Here is a 15,747-nt window from a genome sequence, read left to right as displayed (position 1 = left end):
CGCTTGTCACTAATTCTCGACGCCCTGAATCGATCGCGTACGGAGCAGGGCGCAGTGCCGAACATTGAAACCCAGCACAGTCATGCTGCCGAGCCGGGCGATGTACGCCGCTGGCCGGTGCTGCTGGCGCTGGCCGTTGCCCTGCTGGTGATTGTCATTTTACTGGTGGAGCGGATTACCACTGAAAAGCCAACGCAACCCGCGGCCGTCGTAGGCGAGCAGGCCCCCGTGGTGGTGCCGCCCGAACCGACAACGTCCGAATCCATGTCGATTAGCGGTGAAGCGACAGGAACCGTTCCGGTTGCAGCCTCACGTCCGCAGGTTTCCTCGGCGCCGCCGCCTAAAGTCAGTTCGCGTGACACCGGAGTGCCAACGGCGGCAACCCAACCCGCGGCTCGCTCTGAAGTGAGTGCGCTGTATGCACAGCAGGAACAGCCCGCGGCCGAATCCGATCCGACCCCCAAACCGGTTGCTCGTTCCACTACCCCAACGCCTGCGCTCTCGGTCGAGCCAGAACCGCGGATGGCTGAGCAAGAGGTGAATATTGAAGCGATGGTGCGTCAGGCGGAAGCTGAGTTGGAAAACGCACGCCTGGAAGAACACCCTGCACCGTTTCTGGAGTCCTTATCTCAACAGGTCAAGGACACTATCCCCACGCTGTACTACCAGCGTCACGACTACTCCGGTAAACCGGGACGGTCGCGTGTCACATTGAATGGCAACCAGTTGGCGAAAGGTGGCAAGGTCGTTGGGGTCAGGGTCGACGAGATCCTCGCCGACTCCACCGTCCTCTCCTATCAGGGCACCACGTTTCGTCTGCGGGCCCTGAACAGCTGGGTCAATCTCTGATTACAGGCCGAGGTAGTTTTTCATAATGTCGAAGATCTCCGGCTGGCGCAGATAGGGCGGTACCAGGCCCTGGCCCTCGGCATTGGCGTATAACGGTACTGCCGCGCCGGTGTGTTCTTCCATCATGAAGTTGGTGGTTGCGTAGTTCACCATCATGACCCCTCCTTCCGGTGTCTCGATAAGCGAAACATAACCGGGGCTGTAGGTGGGAATGGGGTAGGCCGCAAACAGGCTGGGATGGGGAATCAATTGCGCGGCCTGGGAGTGGTCCGCCGTCACCAGGACCAGCGTATTCGGGTGCTGCTCGGCGAATGCCAGGGCGCTGGCCAGTGCCTCATCGAGCTGTTCCACCTCACCAATCGACCCGCAGGGCTTGCGCTCGTGTGACTGCTTGTCGATAGAGGCGGATTCAATGGTCAGGAAAAAGCCCTTGTTATTGTCCGCTGCGAGGTGGGTGAGGGCCGCGTCCGTCATCTGCTTGAGTGTCGGAACACTGGCAAATTCCGGGTTGGGCTGGCATTCCATCGATTCTGGCAGCGTGACATCGCCGAGATACTGATGGACATGGTTGAGCAGGCTCGGCGCGGGCTGCTCAGAGGCGCGGCCGTCTTCGCCCTGCATTCGCACCGGCATGGTGCTCTCAGAGAACAGGCCCAGCAGGCGTTCTCCAGTTGGTGCCTTGCTCAACGCATCAGCAGTTTCGACGACATTGAAACCGTTGCTGCGCGCCAGGTCGGCGACCGAAAGCTGGCTGCCCTCTGCCTTGGGGGTAAAGTGTTTGCTGCCACCACCGAGAATCACATCCACGTCCGACTCTGCGAGTTGCTGGGAGATCGCTCCCGGACCACCATTTTTCTGCATGTCCTGCGGGCAGCCACCAATGTGAATGCCACTGAATTCGACCCGCTCGATCTGGTCGGGGTTCTCGCAAAAGCGCTGGCTGACGTGGGCGGCAAAAGAGGCCGGTGTGGCATCGGTCACGCTGGCCGTTGAGACAATACCGGTGCGGTAACCTGCCGCCTCGGCTATTTCGATAATCGTTGGAATGTCCTCGTCACCGCCGGCGGTGGTCGCCAGTCGGCCGCGGCTGGTCACTACGCCCGTCGCCAGGCTGGTCGCGGTATTTGCCGAGTCAGCCACGTAAATCGGCTTGCCGTTGACCCGGTCCTCAATGGTGAGAATCTGGGAGGCACCCCGCACAGGCATGGAGTCCAGCAGCAGTTCGCCCTGGGCGCCCTTGAGGTAGTTACGAGCAATGGTGACCTGCTGTTCATCCATGCCGTCGCCGATGATGAGAATCACCTGGCGAGGTTCCTGCGACGCGGTTTCCGCCAGCAACGGCGCCCCTGGGATGGCGATGGCAAGTGCGGCGAGTGCCGCAGACACAGCTTTGTTCATGCTCAATCCTGTTATTGGCAAGTCGTTGGACAAAATAACGGCGTCATTGATAGCACAAAGCCTCTAGCGATGCCCAGAGCCTATGCGGCCTTTGCGTCCGGGAGCCTAGTAAATTTTACCGCTGCACGCATTTGGTGCCCGCGCACCGATATGGACGCCCTGTGCTTAAATTTTGCCCCGATATGTGGCACGATTTGCGGTTCTGTCCGGTTCAGCTTCCGCGGGCTGCGGCAGAGGGGGTGGCGCACAGCGCCTGACAAATAAGAAATTAGAGGTGATTTCAATGAAGATGATGACCGCCATCATCAAGCCTTTCAAACTGGACGATGTTCGCGAAGCCCTGCACCAGATAGGGATTGCGGGCATGACAGTGGAAGAGGTGAAGGGTTACGGCCGCCAGAAGGGCCATACCGAGCTATACCGAGGTGCAGAGTACCTGGTGGAGTTTCAGCCGAAAGTCAAAATCCAGATCGCGATTGCCGATGCGCAAGTAGACGCGGCTATCGATGCGATTTGTGAAGCAGCCAGCACCGGCAAAATCGGCGACGGCAAAATATTCGTCGCACCACTGGAACAGAGTATTCGAATCCGCACCGGCGAGACCGGTGAAGAAGCACTTTAAGGAGCGCGGCCATGCGTAATTTTTCCAAGCTGGCGGTGCTCGCCAGCACGGCGTTGGTGGCTAACACCGCCAGCGCCAGTGAACTTAACCAGGCGGATACCGCCTGGATTCTGACAGCCACCGCTCTGGTGCTGTTTATGACCATTCCCGGCCTGTCGCTGTTTTATAGTGGCCTGGTGCGCGCCAAGAACGTGTTGTCTGTGCTGATGCAGTGTTTCGCGCTGACCTGCCTCATGTCGCTGCTGTGGTTTGCGGTGGGCTATACCATTGCGTTCGGCTCAGACGGCGTGGAGCAGGGTGCCTTTATCGGTGACTTTGGCAATGTGTTCTTTGCCAGCATGACCATGGACAGCCTCAACGGCAGCATTCCCGCCACACTGTTCGCAACCTTCCAGATGACGTTTGCCATCATTACCCCGGCGCTGATTGTGGGTGCGTTCGCCGAGCGGATGCGCTTCTCGGCAATGCTGATCTTCAGCTCGATCTGGCTGCTGGTGGTCTATGCACCGGTATGTCACTGGGTTTGGGGTGGCGGCTGGCTGGGCAGCATGGGCTTGCAGGATTTTGCCGGCGGCACCGTCGTACACATTACCGCCGCTGTTGCCGCGATTGTCGCCGCCATGATGATGGGGCCGCGCAAGGGCTTTGGCACCGTGGCTATGCCCCCGCACAACCTGACCCTGACCGTCGCCGGCGCTGGCATGCTGTGGGTAGGTTGGTTTGGCTTTAATGCCGGTTCCGCCGTCGCTGCCGACAACAGTGCGTCCATGGCGATGCTGGTGACGCATCTGTCTGCAGCCGCAGGTTCACTAGCGTGGATGGCCATGGAATGGATTCGCCACGGCAAGCCCTCAGTACTGGGTATTGTCACCGGTATGGTCGCAGGCCTGGGCACCATTACTCCGGCGTCCGGTTCGGTTGGTCCTGCTGCGGCAGTGGTCATCGGCCTCAGTGCCGGTGTGGTGTGTTACTTCGCCACCAACTGGATCAAGAATACGCTCAAGATCGACGATAGTCTCGACGTATTCCCCGTACACGGCGTGGGCGGCATGCTCGGTACTATTCTGGCCGGTGTTTTCGCTTCACAGCAGCTGGGTATCTTCAGCGGCAATGGTTTCTCCGACGGCATTGACAGCATGGGCGGTCAGCTCATGGTGCAGGCCACCGGTGTGGTGGCAACGTTTGTTTACACCGCCGTTGTCTCCTGGATTATCCTCAAGGTTGTGGATGCCATGGTTGGCCTGCGGGTCGATGAAGAGGAAGAGACCCAGGGTCTCGACCTGGTGCTCCACGACGAGCGCGGCTACGATCTCTAAACCATCGCGATTAAGCAAGGGCGACCAACCGGTCGCCCTTTTTGTATCTGAGCGCGGTACAGAAAGCACGGGCTTGTTAAACTGGATGCGCGACCCGAACACCAGCGATCGGGTTTTGCCTATAGGGAATAGCGGCGGACAATAATGAAAAAAACTACAGTGCCATTCCTGGCGATACTGGCGCTCTCGGCCTGTCATCGCGTCGATGATCCAACGCTACAGTGGGAGCAGGCTGAACTGGCGCCGCCGATTGATCTGCCGTTGATCGTTGCCAATCCGCAGCGCGAGGTGTTTTTTGGCGATCTGCATATCCATTCCAGCTACTCTTTTGATGCCTATACGATGGGGGTGCGTGCCTTTCCCGAGGATGCTTATCGCTTTGCCCGCGGTGGGCAGGTGCGTCATGGTGTTGGGTATCCCGTGCAGATTGATAGGCCGTTGGATTTTGCGGCAGTCAGTGATCACTCTGAGTATCTAGGCATCGCCCGGCGTCAGGCTGAACTCGATGATCCGGGCAAAGTACAGGAAACCTACGACGAGGTGCTGGCGACGGCCCTTGCCGGGCGGGCCTGGCGCTATCTATGGCATTTCATGCGCGAGGGGATACGTTCTTCATCGGCGCAGGCGAGGGAGCGCAATTTCGGTGTGCCGGAACTGGCCCAGGCGAGTGTCAATGCCTGGGCGGATATCCGGCGTGCGGCCCAGGTGCATAATGCGCAGGGTCGTTTTACGACCTTTGTGGCTTACGAATGGTCCTCGATGCCGGAGGACCAGCACCTGCACCGGGTGGTGCTTTACGGTGACGATAAGGTACCCGGGTTGCCTTGGTCTTCACTTGAGTCGGAGAATCCTGAGGATTTGTGGAAAGAGCTGCAGCGCCAGCGCGATGCGGGTCATGAGGTGATTGCCATCCCGCATAACAGCAACCTCAGCAATGGGTTGATGTTCAGCGCCAGCCAACACAGCGGCGAACCCTATACAGAGGCTCTGGCTGCGTTGCGTCGCAGTATCGAGCCGGTGGTCGAGATCTACCAGGTCAAGGGGCAGTCGGAAACCCACCCGGCGTTGAGTCCCGATGATACGTTCGCTGATTTTGAGTTGGTTGAGCAACCCGTGATGGCCTCGGCTCCGGCCAGGGAAACTCGGGGCAGCTATGCTCGCGATGCGCTGCGACTGGGCATGGAAATGAATCACGCGGCCGGGATTAATCCGTATCGACTCGGCGTTATCGGCAGCAGCGACAGTCACAATGCAACCAGTCCGGTTAACGAGGCGACATATCACGGCAAGTTGCCGCTGCTCGACGGTACTCCCGGCATCCGCCTGGGAGCGTACTCCAAAGACGTGCATGAGCAGACAACCATGCATCGCTGGAGTGCCATGGGGCTGGCCGCCGTTTGGGCCCCTGAGAATACTCGCAGTGCCCTGTTTGCCGCGATGAATCGCAAGGAGACCTATGCCACCAGCGGATCTCGAATCAGGCTTCGCTTTTTTGCCGGCGACTATCCCGACACATTGATTGACGCGGCCGATGTCATCGAAGTTGCTTATGCGCGGGGCGTGCCCATGGGTGGTGAACTGCACGTGTCTCATGAACGGCCGCCGGCGTTTCTGCTGTGGGCGAGCAAGGATCCCGAGGGTGCCAATCTCGACCGCATACAGGTGATTAAAGCCTGGACCGATGCGAGCGGCCAGAGTCACGAAGCTATCTACGACGTCGCAGCTTCCGGTGATCGTATGCGGCAGGCCGGTACAGAACCGCTGGCGCCGGTGGGTAATACGGTAGACGTTGCGCGCGCCACCTACAGCAATAGCATCGGTGCGACTGAGCTGCGAGTGCTGTGGCGAGATCCGGACTATCAGCCGGGCCAGCAAGCACTCTACTATGCACGCGTACTGGAGATACCCACGCCGCGCTGGTCGACTTACGACGCGGTTACGCTAGGTGTGCCGGCACCCGAACCGGGCTGGATACAAGAACGTGCAGTCAGTTCTGCAATATGGCTGCATCACGAGGGAGACGATACATGAATTGGTCGCATCACTACGCCACGATTAACGGCATTCGTATGCACTATGTGGAGCAGGGTGAGGGTATGCCTGTTGTGCTCTGTCATGGCTTCCCCCATATCTGGTTTAGCTGGCACCGCCAGATTGCGGCGCTGGCAGAGGCCGGTTACCGGGTGATTGCGCCCGATATGCGTGGCATGGGCCAGACCGACGCACCGCCAGAGCCCAGCGACTATGATGTGGAATCGATAACGGGCGACTTACTGGGATTGCTCAAGCATTTGAATATTGACGCGGCCGTCTTTGCCGGTCTCGACTTCGGTGCCTTTGCCATTTACGACCTGGCGTTACGCCATCCGGAACGCGTGGTTGCGGTGATTGGCCTGGAAAACCCCGCTGCTCCGCACAATCCCGAAGAAGCACCGCTTAGCGAATACCAGCGGATGGGCGAGCAACACTTCCTGCACATAGAATACTTCCGGGTGCCTCCTCGTGCGGATGAAGAACTGGCCGCACAGCCGCGACGATTCCTACACAAGGTATTCCATACCTTGAGCGGAGCGGGTAATTACTTCGATTGCTTCAAGCATCCGCCGGGCACGTCCTATATCGACGCCATGGCCGAGCCGCCAGCATTGCCCTGGCCGTGGCTGTCGGAAGTGGAGATGGAATTTTTCGTCAGTGAATACAGCCGCTCGGGTTTCACCGGTGGGTTGAACTGGTATCGCTCCATGGATTTGAAGTGGCAACAGCGTCGACCCCTCGAGGGAGTGCAGAGTGCTGTTCCCGCGTATTTTCTCGGCAGCGAACATGACGTCGACCTGGAGGGCTTTCACGGCGACGATCCAATCGCATTGATGCGTGCTATTTTTCCGGACCTTCGGGCGGTGAAGATGATTCCCGGAGCCGGGCACATGGTCCAGCTGGAGGCCTCGGCCGAGGTCAACGCCATATTGCTGGAATTTCTGGCAGATATTCACCGCCAGTAAGCATTGTCTAGTTCAGGGTCAGGGTGAAGTCGAGCTTGGCCATGGTGGATTGCTCCTGCTCAAGTTCGACGGCCGTCAGCGGGTGGTTTTCCAGCCAGCCTTCGGGAATCCCCAGTGACAGAGTGAACTTATCCGCCGTGATGCCGAAGGCGGGCAATCCTTCCAGGAACTCAACGTGTTTCAGGCACACCGCCAGGCGTAATATGGCCAGCAGATACAGCATTTTCCGACGCTGTTGTTTGGGTAAATCCTCCAGCAGACTGGCGGGCAGTTTGCCACGCTGGCCCTGCGTAAGAATAGCCAGGCTCTCCTGCTCCTCCTGTGAAAAACCCGGGAGGTCTGCATTGCGCAGCAGATAAGCAGTATGCCGGTTGGCGTGTTTGTGGGAAATCGCCATGCCTATCTCGTGGCAGCGCGCGCCCCACAGCAATAAATCGCCATCCTCATCGCTGAGTTTCCAGGCCCCGCGGCAGGCGCTGAACAGCATGCCACAGCGTCGCTCGACAATGTCGGCGGTTTCCTGGTCGGTGCCATAGCGTTGCACCAGCGCGTTGACGGTACGCTCGCGCACGTCCTCATGGCTGAGCCTTCCCATTAAGTCGTAGATGACGCCTTCGCGCAGTGCGCCCGGTGAGGTGCGCATATGTTCTACGCCCAGGATATCGAACAGTGCCGAGGTGATGGCCACTCCGGCGACGATGACATTGCGGCGATTTTCGGACAGGCCGTCCAGATCAATGTCATCGAAGTGATTAAATGTGAGTAGCTTTTTCTCGAGCTTTTCCAATGCCTTGCGGGTAATGCCGCCCTCACTCCAGCCATTATGGGTGACGATGGTGTTAATGGCGTTCAGGGTGCCGGAAGAGCCCACCGCCTCTTCCCAGTGTTTGGCGTTGTAGCGGTAGTGGATATGGGCGACCTCGACTCTGGCGCGATCATAGGCGCGACGATAGTTTTCCTTGCTGATCACGCCATCGGCAAAGCAATCGCGACCAAAGGAAACACAGCCCATTTGCAGGCTTTCCAGTCGCTTCGGTTCGAAGCGTTCACCGATGATGAATTCGGTGCTGCCGCCGCCGATGTCGACCACTAACCGCGATTGCGCGTCATCGGCCAGCGTGTGGGCTACCCCGAGATAGACCAGGCGCGCTTCTTCGCGCCCGTAGATGACATCTATTTTTGTGCCGAGAATTTCTGCTGCGGGCAGGGTGAAGTCGAGTCGGTTGTGCGCCTGGCGTAGCGCATTGGTGCCCACGGCGCGAATTCGCAGTGGTTCGACACTGGACAGCAATTGCGCAAACCGTGCCAGACACGCGAGGCCGCGATCAATGGCCTCCTGGGACAGGTGGTGATCTTCCAGGCCTGCACCCAGCTGTACTTTCTCCGCCAGCACTTCCTGCGTGCGCATCTCGCCATGCTCGGTTTTGGCAATGATGAGATGAAATGAATTACTGCCGATGTCGATGGCTGCAAGCAGGCTGCCATCGGGTAACTGGTCTGGGTTTGGATCCGCCAAAGTGAGGGCTCGTTGTCGCAACAGTAGCCCCATGGTAATCGATCAGGGCGCTGTGATCACCCGCGGTGTGCGCGCCGGCATGCGTGTTGTCAATTCATAGCCGATCGTCTGGGCATGGCCTGCCACTTCGCCAGCAGTCAGCTGCGGGCCCCACAGTATCGCCTCGTCGCCTATAGCTACTTCGCTGAGGTCTGTCACATCTACTGTAATCATGTCCATGGACACGCGGCCCACCAGTGGAACGCGCTGGCCGTTGATCAGGACCGGGGTGCCATTGTTTGCCAGGCGCGGATAACCATCGCCATAGCCTATTGAGATAGTGGCAATTCGGGAGGGGCGCTCAGCCGTCCAGGTAGCGGCGTAACCAACGCTGTCGCCGGGCGCCAAGTCGCGCAGTGAAATAACCGCCGAGGTGAGTGTCATTACCGGGCGCAGCGCTTCGGTGTTGGCATGCGCCTGCGCGAATGGACTGTTGCCATAGAGCATGTAGCCCGGGCGAATCCAGTCGAAGTGAGAGTCTGGCCAGCCCAGTAGCCCTGGGGAATTTGCGGCGCTGCGCGGCCCCGGTAATGATGCGGTGATGGCGTTGAACAGTTCAATCTGCCGTGCCGTCTGGTCGCTGCTCAAGTCATCAGCGGAGGCAAAGTGAGTGCAGGTAACCAATTCGCCCGTGCGGTTGGCGCAGGCCATCAGCCGGCTGTGAAAAGCTTCAGCTTCCTCCGGCTGCACACCCAGGCGATGCATACCTGTGTCGACTTTCAGCCAGCAGGTTATGGGCGCGGCAAGTTGCGCTTGTTCAAGCCATTGGAGCTGCTTGTGATTATCTATCATCACCCACAGATTGTGCTCGGCCGCCAGAGGCAGTTCATCGGCTGCAAATACACCTTCGAGTAGCAGTATCGGACAGCGAACACCGCCTTCGCGCAGTTCCAACGCCTCTTCGATGCAGGCAACAGCCAGCGCGTCGGTGTGAGCTTCCAGCGCTTGCGCAATAGCCAGCCCACCATGACCGTAACCGTTCGCCTTGACCACACACATGGTGCGCGCTCCGGGCGCCAGTGAGCGCGCATGCGCCAGATTGTGGCGCAGTGCGTCGAAATCTAGTCTGGCCTGGTTGGCGCGCATTAGAAATCGAATTTGTGCGCGGAATAAAGTGTCTGGGCGGCGAGCCACATGTCGCCCACCTCGCCATCGCCCACGGGTTTGTCCTCAATGGCAATCACCGGCGCGATTTCCTTGGACGAGCTGGTAATCCACACCTCGTCAGCGGTGTCCAGTTCCTCGAGTTTTACCACCCGTTCTTCTACCGGCAGGGTGCCGTCTTTACGCAGGATTTCCAGCAGCATCAGGCGGGTAATGCCGGGCAATTTCTGGTGATCCAGCTCCGGCGTGGCAATCACGCCGTCCTTGACGACAAACACGTTGCAGGCAGCGGCTTCGGTGAGTTCGCCGTGCTGATTGTAAAGCAGTGTTTCTGAATGGCCTGCGGCATGTCCCTGCTGGTAATGCATGACGTTGCCGAGCAAGGCCGTGGACTTGATATTACAACGCTTCCAGCGCAGATCTTCGGCAGTAGAGACCGTATAGGGCGTCGCGTCGCTTTTGGCGGGTTGGGGGCCGGGGGGATCTCGAAGGCGAAGGCGAACAGCGTTGGGTCAATATTTTCCGGGTACGCGTGCGCGCGTTTGCTATCTGCGCCACGGCTCACATGAAAATAGATGCCGAGATTGCCACCGCCATTTTTAGCAATCAGCTGATCGGCAATCTCGCGCCATTGTGCCTGGTCGACTTTAAGCTGGATCTCGATGGCGTCCAGACCATCCTGCATGCGATCGAGGTGCGGCTTAAAGCCTACCAGCTTGCCCGCATAGGAGGGCACAACCTCGTAAATACCATCGCCGAACAGGAAGCCGCGATCCATTGGGGATATGTGCGCCTCTTCCATCGGCATGTATTCGCCATTCAAATATACGATACTCATTGTCAATCTCCTCGGTATCTGTGCCGCTGCGACGCGTGATCGCCGGCAATTGCCCGGGTCGTCGCAGGACCCGGCCAGGTGTTTTCAGTTAGGGGTGAATCCGCACACGTCACGCAGTTCGCGAATAATGTGTTGTCCTTCCTCTGCCTCGAGACCATCCTCTGTCAGGGTGTTCTCTCGCGTAACGCCGTCGACGCTGCCGTGGCTGGACAGGTAATTAAGTATGGCTAACGGGTCTATGTCGCCAAGCAGGTCGCGCTCTGCCCAGCGGGCTAGCAAGGCGATGATGCCGTACGCTCCCCAGTTTGAGACGTCCGCCACCAGCAACTCGTCACAGGTGGTGGCTGAGGCCTTGATATCCAGTGTGGCAATTGCATCGCGGATGTTGCCCATGCCGATCTCGTTGCCGCCGTCGCCAATGGCAATAGTCGGGCACTCTGCAAGCTCAAGGTAAGGGTCGAAATACGCGCTGCGTGCTGAAATATCTTCGCCACGCATATTGTAGTAGCAGTTGTCGTCGCTGAGTCCGGGGCGCTCGATGGACACAATGGCAGAGGGTTTTAGGTCTGCAAGTCGGGTTCGAGCCTCGTCACGTGCCGCGTCGACATTGCGGGCAAGCAACTCGATCACGGCGTAGTCGTCCTGCAGGCAGTGTGCCAGTGGCGCGCCGCAGGCGAACACGGGTTCCGCGCCCAGTGCGACCAGCGCATCGTAGAGTGCTATTGCACCTACCGGCCCGTCGGTCTCGAAGGTGTCGGTCACGGGAAAGCCGGTTCCAATGATAACGGTTCCCTGAATGTTGCGCAGAATGCTGGCCGCACGCAGGTAATAGCCGGGTTGGAGCGCCGCCTGTGCTACCTGCATATTGCGCAGGTTGCGGGCGACGAGAATATTCTCGATGGCAATACTGAGATCGAGATCATTCATGCGCGGCGTTCCTTGAAAGTGAGGCGCTGTTGAAAGCTGTTTGCCAGGTGCAGCGCATTGTGAGCCGCGTGCTGGGTAATCGGCGCAAAGTGCACCTGGCCACCGGGGCGCAGCTGGGCCAGGCGGGCGCAGTCCAGGGACAGTGCCGCTCCGATCTTCGGATAGCCACCAATCGTCTGGCGATCATTGAGCAGGACGATAGGTTGGCCGTCAGCGGGGATTTGAATGGCGCCAAAGCAGATGCCCTCCGACAGAATGCCTTCGATATCACATTCGATCGCGGGGCCCTCAAGGCGATATCCCATACGGTCACAGCGGTCGCTGACGGTGTAACCATGGGAGAAAAAACGGCGTTGCTGATAGCGATTAAAGTGCTTCTGTTGGTATCCGGGGATAACCCTTACGGTCGTAATATCCTCATACTTCGGCTGCAGGTGTTCCTCGAGATACAGCCGTTGACGTATTTCGCCAGCAGGGCAGGGAAGCACATCTCCGGCGGCGAGTTTGTCGCCGTTGAGGCCACCAATGCCCTCGCGCATCACCGTGGCGGTGCTGGTAAAGCTCGGCTCGACGTCGAAGCCGCCGGCGATGCCCAGATAACCTCGGCATCCCTGCTCGGCAAATTCAATGTGAATGCTGTCACCGGCTGTTACAGGCAGTACTTCCCAGCGGGGCTGTTCCTGCTGATTGATGCGCAGGGTCATGATTGCGCCGGTCAGGCAGATAAAAGTATCAACCTGAGCTTCCAGCTGCAGTCCGCCAAAGCTGACTTCGATTGCCGTGCTGCCCTCGGGATTCTGCAGCAGCCGATTACAAGTGTGGAAAGCCTCGGGGTCCAGAGGGCCGCCGTTCGTGAGTCCGATGCGGTGCTGGCCAAGGCGGCCGCCATCCTGCAGCAGGCTGAGCAATCCGGGCTGGATAACCTTGACGCTCACAGCTCGCCTCCCAGTGCCAGGAAACGGTCGCGGTCGATGGCTTCAAAGCGAACTTTGTCGCCCACGCTAACGGGCATGGTAGGCGTAGCCTTGGGGTCAAACATACGCTGTGGGCAGCGGCCGATCAGGTTCCAGCCGCCGGGCGATTGCGCCGGATACACGGCGGTTTGTCGATCGGCGATGGCCACTGCGCCGCGCGGCACTTTCAGGCGTGGTGTGCTTTGGCGCGGGGCGGCAATGCGCTCGTCCACCTGCCCGAGATAGGCAAATCCCGGCGCGAAGCCAATAGCGTAGACACGGTACTCGGTGCCGCTGTGAATAGCGATGACATCATCGGTGCTCATGCCCGCTGCCGCAGCGAGGGCCTCCAGGTCTTCGCCCACTTCCGGGTGGTAGTAAACGGGGAGTACCACGGTATTGCCGTCAGCCTCATCGTCTGCACTGAGATCGGCGATGCAATCGCGTACTGTCGCGGCAACCGCCATGTGGTCGGTAGTTAATGCGTTATAGATGATGAGCAGCGACGCGTACGAGGGTACGAGATCGACCAGATCAACTCCCAGCGCCTGCTCGATGGCTGCGGCAGCGGCCTGTACCCGGGCGGACACCGTCGGGCTGGTCTCTTTGCCAAGGTAAAGTATCAGGGCGTTTTCGCCGGCACTGTGCAGTTCCACGACCAATCAGTTCCCGGCAACCAACTGACGAATCTCGCGGATGGCCTGGACGCCCTCGATGTTGTCACCGTGTACGCACAAGGTATCCGCCGCGAGGGGCAATGCATGGCCGCTGACAGTCGTCAGTGTGCCCTCACGCTGCAGTTGGCTGACCTGCGCCAGCATCTTTTCACGTGTGTGCACAGCACCGGGCTTGCGTCGTGACAGCAGTTTGCCGTCGTCGTCGTAGCAGCGATCTGCAAAAGCTTCGAGTAATAGCTCGAGGTCAAACTCGGCAGCCTCACTGCGATGCAGGTCGGCATCGGGTGTGGCCTGCAACATGAGCTTCAGGGGGCGGTGGTAAGACGCGACAGCCTGCATAATGGCGCGGCGGGTCTCGGCGTTAGCCATCATGTCGTTGTACAAAGCGCCGTGGGGTTTTACGTAGGCCAGGGTAACGCCGCTGCTGGCAGCCATGCCGTCAATGGCGGCTACCTGGTATTGCACGCTGGCAATAATTTCTTCCGCGGACAAGGCCATGGAGCGGCGACCAAAGCCCACCAGGTCGGGGTAGGCGGGGTGGGCGCCGACGGATACGCCGTGTTCGGCGGCCAGCTGCAAGGTTTTGTGCATGGTAAGCGGATCGCCGCCGTGAAAGCCGCAGGCAATATTGGCCTGATCGATATGCGGCATAACCTCGGCATCCAGACCCATGGTCCAGCTGCCGTAACTTTCACCCAGGTCGCAATTGAGCAGCATTGTGTTGTCCTCAGAGCACCGCCAGTTGGCTGTTGCGTAAATCCGTTACCAGCATATGGCCAGGGCTGTGGGTGATGGCAAAGGGCGGCTTTGCCGCCTCCAGCGCCACTTGCGGTGTAACGCCGCAAGCCCAGAACACAGGCAGCTCATCGTCAGCCAAGGTGACCGGGTCGCCGTAGTCCGGCTGGTTAATATCTTCTATACCTATCAGGCCTGGATCGCCGAGATGAATCGGTGCTCCGTGAACTGAAGGAAAGCGCGTACAAATCTGTACAGCGCGAATCGCGTCGGCGGCCTTGAATGGACGCATGCTGACCACCATGTTGCCTTTGAAGGGGCCTGCCGGTGTGCACTCAATATTGGTGCGATACATGGGTACATTCACGCCTTCACTGACGTTGCGCACGTCCAGGCCATCGGCCAGCAGGGCTTCTTCAAAAGAAAAAGAACAACCCAGCGCAAACACCACCAGATCATCGCGCCACAGCGCGGTGATATCGTTTACTTCTTCGGTGAATTCACCATCGCGAAAAACACGGTAGCTTGGCACATCGGTTCTGATGTCAATACTACCCAAAGGTGGTAAAGCGGTATCGCCTGGCGATGTCGACATGCCCACCAGCGGGCAGGGCTTGGGGTTGGCCTGGCAGAAACGCAAAAAGTCCGACGCCCAGTCAGCGGGTAGAATAGTGAGGTTGCACTGGACGAAACCTGCGGAGTAGCCCGAGGTGTTGCCGGTAAAGTCGCCGCGACGGATGGCCTCGCGCAGAGCCTGGGGGCTGGTGTCCTGATTCATTCATAGGGTTCCACTGAAAATTTGCCGGATAAGTTTGGCACAGAATGGGATTTCTGGATAATGGCCGTTCAATTCTCATCCATGTGATTTTTTGGATTTAAGCATGCTGGAACAATTACTCCGGGTACTCGAGCCACAAGCCGTTGGCGAGGACAGTTTCGTCGGCGAAAACATGCACCCCAAGGGCTTTCGAATTTATGGGGGGCAGGTGCTGGCGCAGGCGGTGAGCGCAGCCCAGCAGACGGTGGCCGAGGAACGGCCCATTCACTCGCAGCACGCCTACTTCCTGCGTCCCGGGGATTGCAGTAAACCCGTCACCTACGAGGTGGAGCGAGCTCGCGATGGCGGCAGCTTCAGCTCGCGCCGGGTAGTGGCCCTGCAGGAGGGTAAGCCAATACTGGTGAGCTCCATGTCTTTTCAGCTCGCGGATGACAGCTTCGACTTTCAGCCGGAGTTCCCCGAGGGTATTACACCCCCCGAAGACCTGCCTTCAGAGCGCGAGCGCGCGCTAGAGCATAACGTGCTGAATGAGGACTTCATGATTACCGACGGCGAAGATCTGGACGTCCGTATGGGTACACCCATTAACTGGCGAGAGCCCGAGCAAATGCCCGGGCGTTTGTACAATTGGATGCGCACCACTGCCCCGGTGGGCGATGACCCTACCTTGCACCGATCGCTGCTCACGTATTTTTCCGACACCATGTTGCTCGATGCCGGCCTGATTCAGCACGGCCGCTCCTATTGGGATCGCTCTTTGCAGGTGGCGAGCCTTGATCACGCGATCTGGTACCACGGCGATTTCCGGGCCGATAACTGGCTGCTGCATACCGCCGACCTTGAGCGCAACAGCGGCGGCAGAACCCTGGTCAGGGGGCGCTTCTTTACGCACGAGGGCCGCCACGTGGCCACGGTTATGCAACAGGGTCTTATGCGTAAAAACTAGCCACTTAACAACGCGGATAAGGCCTATACTAGTTACAGCAAACGCCTATA

General features: G+C 59.0%; 15 protein-coding genes and 1 pseudogene. 6 read left to right on the top strand and 10 right to left on the bottom strand.

Features of this window, described 5'->3' with window-relative positions; translation table 11 throughout:
* Positions 1-3 precede the first annotated feature (3 nt).
* Positions 4-849: a general secretion pathway protein GspB gene (locus BST95_RS16010; protein WP_084200513.1), complete on the top strand. Its 846-nt coding sequence runs from the start codon at positions 4-6 to the stop codon at positions 847-849.
* Here BST95_RS16010 and BST95_RS16005 read toward each other — a convergent pair whose 3' ends face one another.
* Positions 850-2,247 (bottom strand): alkaline phosphatase, encoded by a 1,398-nt coding sequence (locus BST95_RS16005; protein ID WP_084200512.1) that lies wholly within the window; start codon positions 2,245-2,247, stop codon positions 850-852. It lies immediately after the preceding gene.
* Positions 2,248-2,530: 283 nt separating this feature from the next.
* Between BST95_RS16005 and BST95_RS16000 the strand changes: the two genes are divergently transcribed.
* From BST95_RS16000 to BST95_RS15985, 4 genes are all read left to right on the top strand, one after another.
* Entirely contained in the window at positions 2,531-2,869 is a 339-nt protein-coding gene (locus tag BST95_RS16000) for a P-II family nitrogen regulator (protein ID WP_066048595.1), read from the top strand.
* An 11-nt stretch (positions 2,870-2,880) separates the two neighbouring features.
* Entirely contained in the window at positions 2,881-4,185 is a 1,305-nt protein-coding gene (locus tag BST95_RS15995; protein ID WP_084200511.1) for an ammonium transporter, read from the top strand.
* Positions 4,186-4,329: 144 nt separating this feature from the next.
* The gene (locus BST95_RS15990; RefSeq protein WP_084200510.1) at positions 4,330-6,216 is read left to right on the top strand and encodes a DUF3604 domain-containing protein; all 1,887 of its coding nucleotides are present in this window, start codon (positions 4,330-4,332) and stop codon (positions 6,214-6,216) included.
* Positions 6,213-7,184 carry an alpha/beta fold hydrolase gene (locus BST95_RS15985; RefSeq protein ID WP_084200509.1) on the top strand — a complete coding sequence of 324 codons (972 nt, stop codon included), beginning with the start codon at positions 6,213-6,215 and terminating at the stop codon, positions 7,182-7,184. Before BST95_RS15990 ends, BST95_RS15985 begins: the two co-directional genes overlap by 4 nt.
* A 7-nt stretch (positions 7,185-7,191) precedes the next feature.
* Here BST95_RS15985 and BST95_RS15980 read toward each other — a convergent pair whose 3' ends face one another.
* From BST95_RS15980 to BST95_RS15945, 9 genes and pseudogenes are all read right to left on the bottom strand, one after another.
* Positions 7,192-8,721: a Ppx/GppA phosphatase family protein gene (locus BST95_RS15980; RefSeq protein ID WP_240500215.1), complete on the bottom strand. Its 1,530-nt coding sequence runs from the start codon at positions 8,719-8,721 to the stop codon at positions 7,192-7,194.
* Positions 8,722-8,742: 21 nt separating this feature from the next.
* On the bottom strand, positions 8,743-9,825 hold the full coding sequence (alr, locus tag BST95_RS15975; RefSeq protein ID WP_084200507.1) for an alanine racemase: 1,083 nt from the start codon (positions 9,823-9,825) through the stop codon (positions 8,743-8,745).
* Positions 9,825-10,262 (bottom strand): aminotransferase class IV, encoded by a 438-nt coding sequence (locus tag BST95_RS21030; protein ID WP_276205940.1) that lies wholly within the window; start codon positions 10,260-10,262, stop codon positions 9,825-9,827. The genes alr and BST95_RS21030 overlap by 1 nt, the downstream gene beginning before the upstream one ends.
* Before the next feature lie 134 nt (positions 10,263-10,396).
* Positions 10,397-10,621, bottom strand: a pseudogene (locus BST95_RS21025) (aminotransferase class IV); the annotation flags it as partial.
* Between the two features lie 144 nt (positions 10,622-10,765).
* Complete coding sequence (locus BST95_RS15965) at positions 10,766-11,608, bottom strand: glutamate cyclase domain-containing protein (RefSeq protein ID WP_084200506.1); 843 nt, start codon at positions 11,606-11,608, stop codon at positions 10,766-10,768.
* Positions 11,605-12,543 (bottom strand): 5-oxoprolinase subunit C family protein, encoded by a 939-nt coding sequence (locus BST95_RS15960; protein ID WP_084200505.1) that lies wholly within the window; start codon positions 12,541-12,543, stop codon positions 11,605-11,607. Before BST95_RS15960 ends, BST95_RS15965 begins: the two co-directional genes overlap by 4 nt.
* Positions 12,540-13,217 (bottom strand): 5-oxoprolinase subunit PxpB, encoded by a 678-nt coding sequence (gene pxpB / locus BST95_RS15955; RefSeq protein ID WP_084201211.1) that lies wholly within the window; start codon positions 13,215-13,217, stop codon positions 12,540-12,542. The genes BST95_RS15960 and pxpB overlap by 4 nt, the downstream gene beginning before the upstream one ends.
* 6 nt (positions 13,218-13,223) lie before the next feature.
* On the bottom strand, positions 13,224-13,955 hold the full coding sequence (locus tag BST95_RS15950) for a 5-oxoprolinase subunit PxpA (protein WP_084200504.1): 732 nt from the start codon (positions 13,953-13,955) through the stop codon (positions 13,224-13,226).
* Positions 13,956-13,965: 10 nt separating this feature from the next.
* Positions 13,966-14,751 (bottom strand): putative hydro-lyase, encoded by a 786-nt coding sequence (locus BST95_RS15945; protein ID WP_084200503.1) that lies wholly within the window; start codon positions 14,749-14,751, stop codon positions 13,966-13,968.
* Between the two features lie 103 nt (positions 14,752-14,854).
* Between BST95_RS15945 and BST95_RS15940 the strand changes: the two genes are divergently transcribed.
* Positions 14,855-15,697, top strand: coding sequence for an acyl-CoA thioesterase (locus BST95_RS15940; RefSeq protein ID WP_084200502.1), 843 nt, complete (start codon positions 14,855-14,857; stop codon positions 15,695-15,697).
* Positions 15,698-15,747 lie beyond the last annotated feature (50 nt).

The sequence above is a fragment of the Halioglobus japonicus genome (genome assembly GCF_001983995.1).
Classification (GTDB): domain Bacteria; phylum Pseudomonadota; class Gammaproteobacteria; order Pseudomonadales; family Halieaceae; genus Halioglobus; species Halioglobus japonicus.
The sequence above is the reverse complement of the archived record's forward strand: the minus strand, read 5'-3'. Positions and strand labels throughout refer to the sequence as shown.

Excerpts from the sequence above, each read along its gene's own strand:
- BST95_RS16005 (WP_084200512.1), bottom strand. The coding sequence starts at position 2,247 with ATGAACAAAGCTGTGTCTGCGGCACTCGCCGCACTTGCCATCGCCATC.
- BST95_RS16000 (WP_066048595.1), top strand. The coding sequence starts at position 2,531 with ATGAAGATGATGACCGCCATCATCAAGCCTTTCAAACTGGACGATGTT.
- BST95_RS15995 (WP_084200511.1), top strand. The coding sequence starts at position 2,881 with ATGCGTAATTTTTCCAAGCTGGCGGTGCTCGCCAGCACGGCGTTGGTG.
- BST95_RS15990 (WP_084200510.1), top strand. The coding sequence starts at position 4,330 with ATGAAAAAAACTACAGTGCCATTCCTGGCGATACTGGCGCTCTCGGCC.
- BST95_RS15985 (WP_084200509.1), top strand. The coding sequence starts at position 6,213 with ATGAATTGGTCGCATCACTACGCCACGATTAACGGCATTCGTATGCAC.
- alr (WP_084200507.1), bottom strand. The coding sequence starts at position 9,825 with ATGCGCGCCAACCAGGCCAGACTAGATTTCGACGCACTGCGCCACAAT.
- BST95_RS15965 (WP_084200506.1), bottom strand. The coding sequence starts at position 11,608 with ATGAATGATCTCGATCTCAGTATTGCCATCGAGAATATTCTCGTCGCC.
- BST95_RS15950 (WP_084200504.1), bottom strand. The coding sequence starts at position 13,955 with ATGCTGCTCAATTGCGACCTGGGTGAAAGTTACGGCAGCTGGACCATG.
- BST95_RS15945 (WP_084200503.1), bottom strand. The coding sequence starts at position 14,751 with ATGAATCAGGACACCAGCCCCCAGGCTCTGCGCGAGGCCATCCGTCGC.
- BST95_RS15940 (WP_084200502.1), top strand. The coding sequence starts at position 14,855 with ATGCTGGAACAATTACTCCGGGTACTCGAGCCACAAGCCGTTGGCGAG.